10 protein-coding genes are annotated in these 14,678 nt (G+C 59.0%); 6 read left to right on the top strand and 4 right to left on the bottom strand.

Annotated features, from left to right (window positions below):
- Positions 1-5: 5 nt before the first annotated feature.
- A complete protein-coding gene (gene aceE, locus BMZ63_RS03410; RefSeq protein WP_091701655.1) occupies positions 6-2,669 on the bottom strand; it encodes a pyruvate dehydrogenase (acetyl-transferring), homodimeric type in 2,664 nt (887 codons plus the stop codon).
- Between the two features lie 333 nt (positions 2,670-3,002).
- On the opposite strand from aceE, the gene BMZ63_RS03405 reads away from it, so the two are divergent.
- Complete coding sequence (locus tag BMZ63_RS03405; RefSeq protein ID WP_091701651.1) at positions 3,003-4,367, top strand: KamA family radical SAM protein; 1,365 nt, start codon at positions 3,003-3,005, stop codon at positions 4,365-4,367.
- A gap of 72 nt (positions 4,368-4,439) precedes the next feature.
- Here BMZ63_RS03405 and BMZ63_RS03400 read toward each other — a convergent pair whose 3' ends face one another.
- Together BMZ63_RS03400 and BMZ63_RS03395 are read right to left on the bottom strand one after the other, a co-directional pair.
- Positions 4,440-5,873, bottom strand: a complete 1,434-nt coding sequence (locus BMZ63_RS03400; protein WP_143072189.1) for a hypothetical protein — start codon at positions 5,871-5,873, stop codon at positions 4,440-4,442.
- A gap of 63 nt (positions 5,874-5,936) precedes the next feature.
- Positions 5,937-6,800: a thioredoxin family protein gene (locus BMZ63_RS03395; protein WP_091701646.1), complete on the bottom strand. Its 864-nt coding sequence runs from the start codon at positions 6,798-6,800 to the stop codon at positions 5,937-5,939.
- A 141-nt stretch (positions 6,801-6,941) separates the two neighbouring features.
- Between BMZ63_RS03395 and lon the strand changes: the two genes are divergently transcribed.
- Positions 6,942-9,392, top strand: a complete 2,451-nt coding sequence (lon, locus tag BMZ63_RS03390; RefSeq protein ID WP_091701643.1) for an endopeptidase La — start codon at positions 6,942-6,944, stop codon at positions 9,390-9,392.
- 120 nt (positions 9,393-9,512) lie between these two features.
- Here the strand turns inward: lon and BMZ63_RS03385 are convergent, their stop codons facing one another.
- On the bottom strand, positions 9,513-10,007 hold the full coding sequence (locus BMZ63_RS03385) for a MarR family winged helix-turn-helix transcriptional regulator (protein WP_091701856.1): 495 nt from the start codon (positions 10,005-10,007) through the stop codon (positions 9,513-9,515).
- A 170-nt stretch (positions 10,008-10,177) separates the two neighbouring features.
- On the opposite strand from BMZ63_RS03385, the gene BMZ63_RS03380 reads away from it, so the two are divergent.
- The 4 genes from BMZ63_RS03380 to BMZ63_RS03365 all read left to right on the top strand — a co-directional run bounded on the left by BMZ63_RS03380 (position 10,178) and on the right by BMZ63_RS03365 (position 14,676).
- On the top strand, positions 10,178-11,092 hold the full coding sequence (locus BMZ63_RS03380; protein ID WP_091701640.1) for a tetratricopeptide repeat protein: 915 nt from the start codon (positions 10,178-10,180) through the stop codon (positions 11,090-11,092).
- A 157-nt stretch (positions 11,093-11,249) separates the two neighbouring features.
- The gene (locus tag BMZ63_RS03375; RefSeq protein WP_091701637.1) at positions 11,250-12,362 is read left to right on the top strand and encodes a branched-chain amino acid ABC transporter substrate-binding protein; all 1,113 of its coding nucleotides are present in this window, start codon (positions 11,250-11,252) and stop codon (positions 12,360-12,362) included.
- Between the two features lie 119 nt (positions 12,363-12,481).
- Positions 12,482-13,405, top strand: coding sequence for a high-affinity branched-chain amino acid ABC transporter permease LivH (gene livH, locus BMZ63_RS03370; protein ID WP_091701634.1), 924 nt, complete (start codon positions 12,482-12,484; stop codon positions 13,403-13,405).
- The gene (locus BMZ63_RS03365) at positions 13,405-14,676 is read left to right on the top strand and encodes a high-affinity branched-chain amino acid ABC transporter permease LivM (protein ID WP_091701631.1); all 1,272 of its coding nucleotides are present in this window, start codon (positions 13,405-13,407) and stop codon (positions 14,674-14,676) included. Before livH ends, BMZ63_RS03365 begins: the two co-directional genes overlap by 1 nt.
- Positions 14,677-14,678: the final 2 nt, after the last annotated feature.

The following is a 14,678-nucleotide window of genomic DNA, read 5'->3' as shown; positions in this document are numbered from 1 at the left end:
TCTCCTTAGCTCAGCACCGGGTTCGGTTTGTTGCGGTCGATTCCGTACTTGCGCATGGCTTCGAGCACCACCTCCTGCTTGATGTCACCATCTTTGGCCAGGGCAGCCAGAGCCGTTACCGTCACATAGTAGCGATCCACCTCGAAGAAGCTGCGCAGCTTCTGGCGGGTATCACTTCGGCCAAAGCCGTCGGTGCCCAGGGTCATGTAGGTCTTCGGGATGAAGGCGCGCAACTGTTCGGAATGCAGCTTGATATAGTCGGTGGAAGACACCACCGGGCCCTTCTGCTCTTCGAGCATCTGGGTCACGTAGGCTTTGCGCGGCTTGTCATCCGGATGCAGGTGGTTCCAGCGTTCTACGTGCTGGCCATCCCGGGCAAGCTCATTGTAGCTGGTGACACTCCAAACATCAGAGGCCACACCCCAGTCGTCCTTAAGCATCTGCGCGGCAGCGGTAACTTCATTGAAGATGGCGCCGGCACCCAGCAGCTGAACCCGCGGGGCTTTCTTGCCACCTTTTGCTTCCACCGAGTCGAACTTGTACATGCCTTTGATGATGCCGTCTTCGCAGCCTTCCGGCATGGCTGGCTGCTCGTAGAACTCGTTTTCCACAGTCAGGTAATAGAAAACGTTCTGGTTGTCTTCGAACATTTCCTTCATGCCCTGACGGATCACCACGGCCATTTCGTAACCGAAGGCCGGGTCATAGGCACGGCAGTTCGGGATGGTGTTGGCCAGCACATGGCTGTGGCCATCCTGGTGCTGCAGACCTTCACCATTAATAGTGGTGCGACCGGCGGTTCCACCGATCAAGAAGCCTCGGGCCTGGATGTCACCGGAGGCCCAGGCCAGGTCGCCCACTCGCTGGAAACCGAACATGGAATAGAACACGTAAAACGGAATCAGCGGGAAGTTGTTGGTGCTGTAAGACGTGGCCGCCGCCATCCAGGTGGCCATGGCGCCGTCTTCATTGATGCCTTCCTGCAGGATCTGGCCCTTTTTGTCTTCCCGGTAGTACATGATCTGGTCACGGTCCTGGGGCACGTATTTCTGGCCCTCGGACGTATAAATACCCAGCTGCCGGAACATGCCTTCCATGCCGAAAGTCCGGGCCTCATCCGGCACAATGGGCACTACCCGCTTGCCGATACGCTTGTCCTTCACCAGTGACGTCAGGATGCGCACAAACGCCATGGTGGTGGAAATTTCACGGCCGTTCGAACCTTCCAGTACCTGTTTGAAGATATCCAGATCGGGGATCTTCAGCGGCTGGCAATCCTTGTTGCGCTTGGGATAGAAACCACCGAGTTCCTGGCGACGCTTTTTCATGTACACCAGCTCCGGGCTGTCCGGTGCCGGGCGGTAATAAGGGACGTCTTCCAGCTCGTCGTCTTTCAGCGGAATAGCGAAACGGTCGCGGAAGTCCTTCAGGGTATCCAGGTCCAGCTTCTTCAGGGAGTGAGCGGTGTTTTGTGCTTCGCCGGCCTGACCGAAGCCATAGCCCTTGATGGTGTGGGCCAGGATCACGGTCGGCTTGCCATTAGCCTGGTTGACAGCCTTGTGGTAAGCCGCATAGACCTTATAGGGGTCATGGCCACCGCGATTGAGCTTGAGCAGCTCTTCATCAGACCAGTCTTCCACCATCTTGGACAGTTGCGGATAACGACCAAAGAATTCCTTGCGGGTGTAGGCCGGGCCCTTGAACACATAGTTCTGCAGGTCGCCGTCACAGATTTCGTCCATGGCCTTCTGCATCACGCCGTCTTCGTCTTTCTCGAACAGCGGGTCCCACATGCGGCCCCAGACCACCTTGATCACGTTCCAGCCCGCGCCGCGGAACACACCTTCGAGCTCCTGGATGATTTTGCCGTTACCACGAACCGGGCCGTCCAGGCGCTGCAGGTTGCAGTTCACGACAAAGATCAGGTTGTCCAGCCCTTCACGGCCTGCCTTGGAAATGGAACCCAGGGTTTCCGGCTCGTCGCACTCACCATCGCCGACAAAGGCCCAGACTTTGCGCTTGTCGGAGTCGATCAGCTCGCGGTTGTCCAGGTACTTCATCACATGGGCCTGGTAGATGGCCTGAATCGGCCCAAGGCCCATGGAAACCGTTGGGAACTGCCAGTAATCCGGCAGCAGCCACGGGTGCGGGTAGGAAGGCAGGCCTTCGCCATCAACTTCTTCGCGGAATTTATCCAGTTGCCACTCATCAAAGCGGCCCTCCAGGAAGGAGCGGGCGTAGATGCCCGGTGCCGCATGCCCCTGGAAATACACCAGGTCGGCGTCGCGCTTGTCGTCGCCGCCGTGGAAGAAGTAGTTGAAGCCCACGTCATAAAGGGTGGCGGCGGAGGAGAAGGTGGAAATGTGGCCGCCCAGCTCGCCCGGGCGCTTGTTGGCTCGAACCACCATGGCCATGGCGTTCCATCGGATCAGCGAGCGGATACGGCGCTCCATGAACAGATCGCCCGGCATTTGCGATTGCTGGGAAACGGGAATGCTGTTGCGAAATGGCGTGTTGATGGAATACGGCAGCTCGGTGCCATCGCGACTGGCGCGCTCAGACAGGCGTTCAAGAATGAATTTGGCCCGCTCCACGCCCTCGTTTTCTATCAAAGACTCGAGCGCGTCGAGCCATTCCGTGGTTTCAATGGGATCGTCGTCCTGGTACATCAAACCTCCCCTCGGGATTGTCAGCAGTTGCCTGGAACTGTCTCAATCATAGAACAGTCTTTGCAAACTTTCTGTGTTGTCTTTGTTTTCGAAACTTTCGTATTTTTACTACAAAACCACCAAAAGAAACAACCAAACAGCCGTTTAAATCGGAAAACCACTTCATTTATTCAGATTTCCTACGTAAAAAAGCGGAAAACCGACCAGCCTGAAAGGTTTAATCTTTAGACCTGAAAATAAATTTCCTTTTCTGTATACTTGCCTGCCCGTTTTTTAACCAGTGGAGGCGGCACACCCCCTCCTTTCATTTTGGCTCATAACAGAGGGCGATCTATGAACTCCATCGTCACCTTTCCGAACCAGATTCCGGTTCAGGAATTCGAGGAACGCCGGTTCAAGGTTTTTACGGACCGCCAGCTAGACAAAATCGAAGCGATCCAGAATCTCCCGGAAGAGACTCTGTTCGAAATGAAGGTTGTAGCCAGCGTGCTGCCCTTCCGTGTGAACGAGTATGTGATCAACGAGCTGATCAACTGGGACAAAGTACCCAATGATCCGATCTACCAACTTGTCTTCCCTCAAAAAGGCATGCTCAAGGACGAACATTACGAGCGCATGGCGAAGATGCACCGTGAGGGCGCGGACAAGAAGGAAATCCAGGCTGTTGCCAAGGAAATCCGCGACGAACTGAACCCGCATCCGGCCGGGCAGATGGAAATGAACATGCCGGAGCTGGACGGCGAGGTGCTGGACGGCGTGCAGCACAAGTACCGCGAGACCGTGCTGTTTTTCCCGGCCCAGGGCCAGACCTGCCACTCTTACTGCACCTTCTGCTTCCGCTGGGCGCAGTTTGTCGGTGACAAGGACCTGAAAATGGCCAGCACCGAGGCCGAGAAGCTGCACGGCTACCTGGCCGAGCACACCGAGGTGACCGATCTGCTGGTTACCGGCGGCGACCCCATGGTGATGAAAACCAAGAGCCTGGTGCAATATCTGGAGCCGCTGCTGCAGCCGGAGTATGACCATATCCAGACCATCCGGATCGGCACCAAGGCCCTGACCTTCTGGCCGTACCGGTTTGTCACCGACAAGGATGCCGACGAGCTGATCGAGCTGTTCGCCAAGCTGGTTGATGCCGGCAAGCACGTAGCGATCATGGCGCACTACAACCACTGGCAGGAAATCACCACCGACATCGCCGAAGAGGCCATTCGCCGTATTCGCGCCACCGGTGCCGAGATCCGTGCCCAGGGCCCGCTGATCAAGCACGTGAACGACGATGCCGACGCCTGGGCCAAGCTGTGGAAGAAGGAAGTGCAACTGGGCATCACCCCCTACTACATGTTTGTGGAGCGGGACACCGGCGCCAAGAATTACTTTGAAGTGCCGCTGGCCGAGGCCTTCCAGATCTACCGTGAAGCCATGAAAAAGGTGTCCGGCCTGGCCCGCACCGCCCGCGGCCCCAGCATGAGCGCCGGGCCAGGCAAGGTGGAAGTCCAGGGAATCACCGAAATCAATGGCGAGAAAGTATTCGTACTGCGTTTCCTTCAGGGCCGAAACCCGGACTGGGTGCAACGCCCGTTCTTCGCCAAGTACAGCGACACAGCCACCTGGCTGCACGAGCTGGAACCGGCGTTCGGAGAAGAGAAGTTCTTCTTCGAGGACGAGTTCGAGGCAATGAAGAAGGGCAACGGCTGAACATACAGCCACCATGCCACATGAAAAAGCCCGGAAGGTTAACGCCTTCCGGGCTTTTTGTTTCCTGGCGGCTTATTCGGCTTTCCGGAAATACTCCTGCAACAGCCACGCATCATCAAAGTGCCGGGTACCCACAAAAGCCGTGGCATGGCTGCCCCATTGGCGCATGGCGCCGGGCGACGGCACACCGGTGGGCCACAAAAAGAAGCGTTCGGAGCGCTCGGTGCCAGGAATCATGCCGCTTTCGTCAAACAGCCGCTGTCCCGCCCGGGAAGGACCACGCAGATTGTTGTAGGGCTCCAGACCATAGCGCTGCGGCACAAGCTTAGTCTCCGGCACATCGGCGGTAACATTCATCAGGTAATGACTGCCGGCAGAGACGTGCAGCACCACCCCGCCATCGGCCTCGGGGGCGATACCGGCAATCCACAGGGGCTCTTCCCAGAACCCAGGCTCCCCTTTCGGCCTCAAGCCGCCCGGTGCCAGCACCCAGGTGTGATAACAGCCACAGGGGTGAATAGAATCATAAATCAATGGCTGGCCGTCGGCGCCCAGGGTCACCCGCCAGACCAGCCCATCCAGCTCACCGGCGACGATATCAAAACGACTCTCTGCCGGTCGACGCGGGAACCAGAGGGTGTAAACCAGTTGCGGCAGCACATCGCCCTGAAAACGAGTAAAAACCATCTGACTGAACACCACCGGCTCTGGACGAAAATCCAGCGCTCCATTGGCCGACCGGCCCGGGCGCCCCGGAATATCATCTTTACTCGCGGTTTCCACCACCCAGGCAGGCGCGTAACGCGCCACCAGGGCTTCTCTCTCGGCAGGCGTAAAAACAGGAATCCCCAGCTCGCTGCGGGCCTGGGCGCTTCTTACCACAAACCTGTCCAGCTCTGTGGTACCGGCCCGAGGTAAGTAAATCGCTAAAGGTGCCTCGGGCTGGTCATGGCCGAACTCATCCATCAACTCACCCATGACCACACCGGCCCGCCAGCGCACAACGGGGGCAACCAACGGGTAGGCGCCCAGCGCCCGCCCGACGTTATTGTAATCATCCGGAATTTGCATGGCCTGCTGAAGCTGTGCCCAGGCATCCTCCTGTTCCATCAAGGTTTCGGCAGCCAGCCGGGCACAGCGCTGCAACGCGGGCAGCCTCTGCTCGGCGGTGCCGCCAAGGCTCTCAGCCTCGTATTGCCAGGCCGTAAGCGCCAGCTGTTGGGCCCGTTTCAGCCATTCCTGCCGCTGGGCGGAATCCAGCCTGGCAACCTGAAAACTGGCCAGCAAACGATTCACACGCAAATAGGGAAAACCGGGCGGAGACCAAGTCTGGGCATCGAAATGGTTACCGGCCTCCACCATCGCCTGCCATTGCCGGAAGGTCTGCTGGCAGGCGGACTCCTGAACAGCGACAACCGTCGTTGCCTGGTATTGCCGGGAGGCACAGCCGGCAAGCACCGCAAGGGCAAGCGCTACAATACCTGCCCTGATCACAGACGTATTCAAGGTACATGACTCCTTATGTCACCCGGCGCCAACGTTGCCCGCGCTTGCGGAATAGGGCGGTCGTCAGTACATCATCGCATACAACTTGCGCCGGTAGGTCCGCACATCCGGGTTGTTGTTCCCCAGCTTTTCAAACAGCTCCACCAACGTAGTCTTGGCCACACCATCTTTGTACTGGCTATCGGCCTGCATCAAGCGGATCAACAAGTCCATCGCTTCGGCATTCTGCTCCTGCAAAATCTTGTGCAGAGCCAACTGGTGCAAGGCTTCAGGGTCTTTCGGGTCGGCTTCCAGCTTTTGCTCCAACTCGGCGACTGGAGGTAATTCACCAGATTGCTGCATAAACTTCACCCGGGCCGCCAGCTGTTTGGCCTTGTGGCCCAGCTTGTCTTCCGGCGCCAGGCTGTTCAGCACCTGCTCGGCGGTTTCCAGGTCGCCCTTCTCGGCTTTCAGCTGAGCCAGGTCGATCAGCACATCGACGTTTTCCGGGTCTTTCTGGTTCATTTCGGTGAAGATGGCCAGCGCACCATCCACATCACCCGCTTCCCACAGGCTGTGCGCTTTTTCATAGGGACCTTCAGCAGGCGCTTCCACGTGTTTTTCCAGAAGCTTACGTAATTCACTTTCCGGCAGTGCGCTGTTGAAGCCATCCACCGCCTGGCCATCTTTCACCAGGATCACCGTTGGCAGGCTGCGCACCCCCAGTGAAGCAGTCAGCTCCTGCTGTTGGTCCGCGTTCACTTTGGCCAGCAGCAGGTTGCCCTGGTATTCGTTCACCAGCTTTTCCAGTATCGGCATCAGCTGCTTGCACGGCGCACACCAGTCCGCCCATACGTCCACCAGCACCGGCGTTTTGGCCGAGGCCTCCATCACCTGTTGCTGAAAGTTGTCTGCAGTGGCATCAAAAATATACGGGGAATCGCTCATAAACCGCGCACCTGAACCAGAATGTATGAAAGAGATTATTCATATGGTGGCAGCCCCCTGAAAATCAAGCCAACTTGAAAAAGCCAAAGCCGCCGTCACATAGCTAAATAACCTTTCACAAAGCCCTGAGAGCAAACCGGTATGAGCGACGAGAACCGCAACGACTCCCTGGAAGAATTCGAAGAAGACGTGACCGAATACATCGGCAAGGACGAAAGCAGCACCGGCCTGGCGTTGCCGGAACACAGCCGGCCACGGCGCATGTATGTGCTACCCGTTTCCAACCGGCCGTTCTTCCCGGCCCAGGTGCAGCCAGTCATGGTGAATCAGGATCCCTGGCAGGAAACCCTGAAGCGGGTGGGGGAAACCGACCACAAGGTGCTGGGTGTGTGTTTTGTCGATGAGCCGGAAACCGAAACCGGCATTCCGGCCAGCGACGAACTGGAAACCATGGGTTGCGCCGTTCGGGTGCACCACGCCCAGAGCGAGGGCGGCAAGGTGCAGTTCATTGCCCAGGGTCTGCAACGTTTTCGGATTGTCCAATGGCTGCGCCGCCGGCCGCCTTATCTGGTTGAGGTGGAATACCCGGAAGAGCCGGAAGAGCCGGCAGACGAACTCAAGGCTTACACCCTGGCCATCATCAGCGCCATCAAGGAGCTCCTGCGAACCAATCCGCTCTATGGCGAGGAGGTGAAGCAGTACCTGTCCCGCTTTGGTCCGGACGACAGCTCGCCCCTGGCGGACTTCGGCGCCTCCATGACCAGCGCGCCCGGCCGGGAGCTGCAGGACGTGCTGAATACCGTGCCACTGCTGCGGCGCATGGAAAAAGTGCTCTTGCTGATGCGCAAGGAGCAGGAAGTGGCGCGCCTGCAGAGCGAGATCAACGAGGAAGTGAACGAGAAGGTGCAAAAGCACCAGCGTGAATTCTTCCTGCGTGAACAGATGAAGGTCATCCAGCGGGAGCTGGGCATTGCCAAGGACGACAAGACCGCGGATGTGGAACGCTTCGAGCAACGCATGGCCGAGCTGGACCCGCCCGAGGCGGTGCAGGAGCGCTTCCGCGATGAAATCCAGAAGCTGCAAGTGCTGGAGCAGGGGTCACCGGAATACGGTGTCACCCGCAACTACCTGGACTGGCTGACCCTGGTGCCCTGGGGCGTGCACTCCGAAGACCACTTCGACCTGGCCGAGGCCCGCCGCATTCTGGACCGCGACCACGACGGCCTGGACGATGTGAAAGACCGCATCGTTGAGTTTCTTGCCGAGGGCACCTTCAAGGGCGAAGTGAGTGGTTCCATACTTCTGCTGGTGGGCCCACCGGGCGTGGGCAAAACCTCCATCGGCCGCTCGGTGGCTGACGCCCTGGGCCGGGAATTCTACCGGTTCAGTGTCGGCGGCATGCGCGATGAAGCGGAAATCAAGGGCCACCGCCGCACCTACATCGGCGCCATGCCGGGCAAGTTCGTGCAGGCACTGAAGGACAGCAAGGTCGCCAACCCGGTGATCATGCTCGATGAAATCGACAAAATCGGCAGCTCGTTTCAGGGCGACCCGGCCTCGGCCCTGCTGGAAACCCTGGACCCGGAACAGAACAAGGAATTCCTGGACCACTACCTGGATGTGCGCATGGATCTGTCCAAGGTGCTGTTCATCTGCACCGCCAACCAGCTGGACACCATTCCCCGCCCGCTACTGGACCGCATGGACACCATTCGCCTGTCCGGCTACATCGGCGAGGAAAAGCTGGCCATTGCCAAGCACCATTTGCTGCCGCGATTGCTCAAACGAGCCGGTCTGCTGAAAAAGCAGCTGAACATCACCGACGCCGCCATTCGCCAGATCATCGAGGGCTACGCCCGGGAAGCCGGTGTGCGGAATCTCGAGAAGCTGCTGCACAAGGTGATCCGCAAGGGTATCGTGAAGCTGCTGGAAAACCCGGAACAGCCGGTGAAAGTCGGTGTCTCCGACCTGCCCCATTACCTGGGCCAGCCGGCCTTCAAAAAAGAGAAATCCCTGAAAGGCACCGGTGTGGTCACTGGCCTGGCGTGGACCGCCATGGGCGGCGCCACCCTGAGCATTGAGGCCTCCCGGGTGCACACCAGCCAGCGGGGCTTCAAGCTGACCGGCCAGTTGGGGGATGTCATGAAAGAGTCGGCGGAGATTGCCTACAGCTTTGTGTCCTCCAACCTCAAACGCTACAAGGGCGACCCCACATTCTTCGACAAGTCATTCGTGCACCTGCACGTGCCCGAGGGCGCAACCCCGAAGGATGGCCCCAGCGCCGGTGTGACCATGGCCACCGCCCTGCTCTCTATCGCCCGGAAGGAAGCACCACAGCAGAACATCGCCATGACCGGCGAGCTGACCCTGACCGGCCAGGTACTGCCGGTGGGCGGTATTCGGGAAAAGGTGATTGCCGCCCGAAGGCAGAAGATCAGCAGCCTGATTCTACCGGAGGCTAACCGGGGCGATTACGACGAATTGCCGGAGTATCTGAAGGAAGGGCTATCGGTGAATTTCGCCAAGCACTACAACGATGTGTTCCAGGTGTGCTTTGCCAGCAAGCCCAGGAAAGGGGCTTCGGTTCATTAACCCCCTCGCCCCCGGCCCCTCTCCCGCCAGGGGAGAGGGGGGGGATGCCACCAGGTTTTAGTAAGCCATTCCCTCTCCCTTGGTGGGAGAGGGCCAGGGAGAGGGGGATAAAAAGCGCATCTAAGCCTTCTCCTTCCAGCCATCGTCTTTAAGCATGGACCCCACGGTCAGCACCGGCGAGGCATCGATGTCATCCGCGTTCATCATGTTCGCCACCCGCTGCAGGGAGGCCAGAATCATGGTCTGCTCCCACTCATCCAGGCTCTGGAACTTCTGCACGAAATCCTCCTGCAGCGGATTGGGAGCCTGGGCGAGCAGCTCTTCACCCTGTTCGGTAAGATGGGCATGAACCTTGCGCTTGTCGCGGGTGCTACGCACCCGGTAAACCAGCCCCCGATGCTCCAGGCGGTCCAGAATGGTGGTCACCGTGGCCTGACTGAGGCTGACATGATCGGCGATGGTTCCGATGGTCACTTCGCCCAGATCACGAATCGTGCGCATAATCAGCAGCTGGGGACCGGTCAGCCCCGCGTGTTTGCTCAACCGCTTCGAATGCAAATCCGTCGCCCGAATCACCCGCCTAAGCGCCACCAACACCTTTTCGTAACTGCTCACGCTTTTCTCCATCGCCAGAAATACTTACAACTCTAAACATTAGATGGCTTTGCCATTGGTAATGCAAGTGGGGTTTCCCGCAATGCCGGGCCCATTATTTCTGACGATCACTGTGCTATGGTCACCGTCTAGAGTTACCCCTAAACACTTCTTCTTCGCGGACACGGTTAATGATCAGGTACAGCCTCGCTTTCGTTCTTGCTTTGGTTTTCACGGCTCCGGTTCTCGCCCAGGAACAGGAACTGGGCCCTGAAAAAGAGATCACCGCAGAGGATGTCAGGGAAAGCATCAAAACTCTGGACGAGCGGCCAATGTACACGCCCTTTGTGGAGCTGTACTTGCTGGAAGAATCCAAGGCCTTGCGCAAGGAGATGCAGGACACCCGCGCCGAGTTGATCGAAAAGGTGGTTGAGAAGGAGCTGTCCGTGGCGGACAAAACCATGTCCTACGCCACCGATACGGTCACCTACTTCTTCTACCTGATTGCCGGCGCCACCTCCATCCTGGTGGTGATCGGCTGGAATTCCATTCGCGACATGCGCAGCCAGTTGACCAGCCTGGCGGAGAAGCGGGTGAACGAACTGGTTATCGAATACGAAAACCGGCTGCAATCCATTGAAGACCAGTTGCAGCAGAAATCCGAAATCATTCACCAGAACCAGGCCGAGATCGAGCGCACCAATGAGGTGCACGGCCTTTGGCTGAAGGCCAGCCAGGAAACCTCGCAACAGAACAAGATTGCCGCCTACGACCAGATACTGGACCTGCGACCGGACGATGTGGAAGCGCTCAGCTACAAGGCGGATGCGGTGCTGGAAATGCAGGAACCCCTGTGGGCCATCAGTCTGTGCCAGCGCGCCCTGAAACTCGCCCCGGACAACGGCCACGCCCACTACCAGTTGGCCTGCGCCTATGCGGAAATCGGCCGCTGGGAGGATGCCGTGTCCACCCTGGCCCGGGCCATCGACATCTCTGAAGCCTACCGGGACGATGCCTCGGTGGACCCGAGTTTCGAGCGGCTGCATGAATTCGAGAACTTCAAGGAACTGATCTTCACCGATCAGGACACAGACCCGACCAGCTGACTGGCCTGCCGCAGGCAACGTCCTGCGGCACGGACCTTGCTTCAGTTTTCCTGATCACAGGTGTCTCGGAGCACCCGATTCTTGACATAACCTCACCGGTGGTGTTTGTTAATGCTCTGAGCACACAAGAACAACACTAAAGACACAGGAAAACACAATGACACTCTCCGTGAAGAAGCTTGCTACTGCTGTAGGCGCCTCCGTTGCCCTGATGGCCGCCGGCCAGGCCGCCGCTGAAATCAAGATTGGTGTTGCCGGCCCCATGACCGGCCCGGTTGCCCAGTATGGCGACATGCAGTTTTCCGGCACCCGCATGGCCATTGAGCGCATTAACGAAGCCGGCGGTGTACTGGGCGAAGAACTGGTTGCGGTGGAAATGGATGACGCCTGCGATCCCAAGCAGGCGGTTACCGTCGCCAACCGCATGGTTAACGAAGGCGTCCGGTTTGTTGTCGGTCACCTTTGCTCCAGCTCTACGCAGCCCGCCTCCGATATCTATTACGATGAAGGCATTCTGATGGTTACCCCGGCAGCCACCAGCCCGGCCCTGACCGAGCGTGGCTATGACCTGATTTTCCGCACCATCGGCCTGGACAGCATGCAGGGGCCAGCCGCCGCCGATTACATTGCCGCCCAGAACCCGGAACGGGTCGCCATCGTGCACGACAAACAGCAGTACGGTGAAGGCATTGCCACCGCCGTGCGCGACACCCTGGAGGACAAGGGCGTGGCCATCGCCATGTTCGAGGGCATCACCGCCGGTGACAAGGACTTCTCCTCGCTGGTCACCAAGATCAAGCAGGCCGACGTGGACTACGTCTATTACGGCGGCTACCACCCAGAACTGGGTCTGATTCTCCGCCAGGCCCGCCAGGCGGATGTGGATGCCACTTTCATGGGCCCGGAAGGCGTGGGTAACGACGGTATCACCAGCATCGCCGGCGATGCCGCCGAAGGCCTGCTGGTTACTCTGCCGCCCGCCTTCGATCAGAAAGAAGAAAACCAGGCGCTGACCAAGGCCTTCGCCGAGAAAGGCGAAGATCCCTCCGGCCCGTTCGTGCTCACCTCCTACGCGGCCGTGCAGGTCATTGCCCAGGGCATGGAACAGGCAGGCTCCACCGACCCGTTTGAAGTGGCCGACGCACTGCGCGCAGGTACCTTCGAAACTCCGATTGGCACCATCGAATACGCTGAAAACGGCGACATGGAATCGTTCGAGTTTGTGGTGTACGAGTGGCACGCCGACGGCAGCAAAACCCTGGCCGAGTAACCCACTCAATACCATCCGCGTTGAGACAATCACCCCACCCCCCTGCCCCGGGGCAGTGGGGTGAATGTCCGGGCTTCTGCTGACCCTCCCCGGGCGCAGGCATTCGGAGTGCCACGCACATGCAAGATCTACTGTATTTTTTCCAGCAGCTGATCAACGGACTGACCATCGGCAGCACCTATGCCCTGATCGCCATTGGCTACACCATGGTTTACGGCATCATAGGCATGATCAACTTCGCCCACGGCGAGATTTACATGATCGGCGCCTACACCGCGCTGATCGCCATCACCGGCCTGGCGACTCTGGGCATTGCCTGGTTGCCCCTGGTGCTTCTGGTCGCCCTTATATGCGCCGTTATCGTTTCCAGCTCCATGGGCTGGGCGGTGGAACGGGTGGCCTACCGACCAGTACGGGGCCGGCACCGGCTGATTCCGCTGATTTCCGCCATCGGCATGTCAATTTTCCTCCAGAATTACGTGCACCTGGCCCAGGGCTCTCGCAACATCGGCTTTCCGGCGTTGATTGAAGGCAGTTTCCGGATGGGACCGGAGAACACCTTCCAGTTGTCCATTTCCTACATGCAGATCACCATTTTCATCATCACCCTGGTTTGCATGACGGCACTTTCCTTGTTCATTTCCCGCTCCCGCACCGGCAGGGCCTGCCGCGCAGTCTCCCAGGACCTGGGCATGGCCAGCCTGCTGGGCATCGACACCAACCGCATCATCTCGGCCACCTTCGTGATCGGCGCCGCGCTGGCTGCCGTGGCCGGTCTGTTGCTGGGCATGTATTACGGCTCGGTGGACCCGCTGTTCGGCTTTATTGCCGGCCTCAAAGCCTTCACGGCGGCGGTACTGGGAGGCATTGGCAGCATACCCGGCGCCATGCTGGGCGGGCTGATTCTGGGCGTGGCCGAGAGCATGACCTCCGGCTACCTGAGTGGCGAATACAAGGATGTGGTGGCATTTAGCCTGTTGATCCTGATCCTGCTATTCAAACCCACCGGGCTGCTGGGCAAACCGGAGGTTGAGAAGATCTGATGGCTGCTGAAAACATCAAACACGCATTCTTCTGTGCGGTGATCACCCTGATCATCGCCTATCCCATTCTTGGCCTGAACCTCATTCCCAGTGGCGCAGTGGTCAGCCTGGAAGGCGCCGATGGCTCGACCATCGCGGCGATTATCGCCGCCGCTGTGGTGGTCTTTCTGTTCCAGTTATTCCGCGACTCCATCATGGCACGCCTGGGTTTTCTCTCCCGGGTCAATCCATTGTCCGGTCGCGAGCCCATGCCCCAGCACAAACGAGCGAGGCTGGAATCCTGGCTGCTCACCGGCATTATCGTGCTGGCCCTGTTCTGGCCATTCTTCGTATCCCGCGGCTCGGTGGACCTGGCCACCCTGGTGCTGATTTACATCATGCTGGCCCTGGGCCTGAACGTGGTGGTCGGCCTGGCCGGACTGCTGGACCTGGGTTACGTGGCCTTCTACGCCGTGGGCGCCTACACCTTTGCCCTGCTCTCGCAATACACCGGCATTTCCTTCTGGATGTCGCTGCCCATTGGCGCCTGCCTGGCGGCCCTGTTCGGGCTGGTACTCGGCTTTCCGGTACTGCGGCTGCGGGGGGACTATCTGGCCATCGTCACCCTGGGCTTTGGCGAGATCATCCGCATACTGCTGAACAACTGGACCCACCTTACCGGCGGCCCGAACGGCATTGGCGGCATTCCCGAGCCCACCCTGTTCGGCATGGAATTTGGCCGGCGCATCAAGGAAGAAGGCAACACGTCCTTCCACGAAACCTTTGGCATCGCCTACGCCAGTGAACACAAGGTCATTTTCCTGTACCTGATTGCCCTGGTACTGGCGGTGATTACCGCGCTGGTGATCCGCCGGTTCATGCGCATGCCGGTGGGCCGCGCCTGGGAGGCCCTGCGGGAAGATGAGATTGCAGCCCGCTCTCTGGGTCTCAGCCGCACCGCGGTCAAGCTCTCGGCGTTCACCATTGGCGCTTTCTTCGCCGGGTTTGCCGGCACGGTGTTCGCCTCCAAGCAGGGCTTTATCAGCCCGGAATCCTTTGTCTTCCTGGAATCGGCCATCATTCTCGCCATTGTAGTGCTCGGCGGCATGGGCTCGCAGATTGGCGTGATACTGGCCGCCATTGCCGTGACCATTCTGCCGGAACTGGCGCGGGAGTTTTCCGACTACCGCATGTTGGTGTTCGGCGCCGCCATGGTGCTGATGATGGTCTGGCGCCCGCAGGGGCTGCTGCCCATGCGCCGTATCCACATTGAACTCAAGGACCAGGGGTAACC

Source organism: Marinobacter persicus (assembly GCF_900114155.1).
Lineage (GTDB): Bacteria > Pseudomonadota > Gammaproteobacteria > Pseudomonadales > Oleiphilaceae > Marinobacter > Marinobacter persicus.
This window is presented reverse-complemented; position numbering and strand designations above follow the sequence as displayed.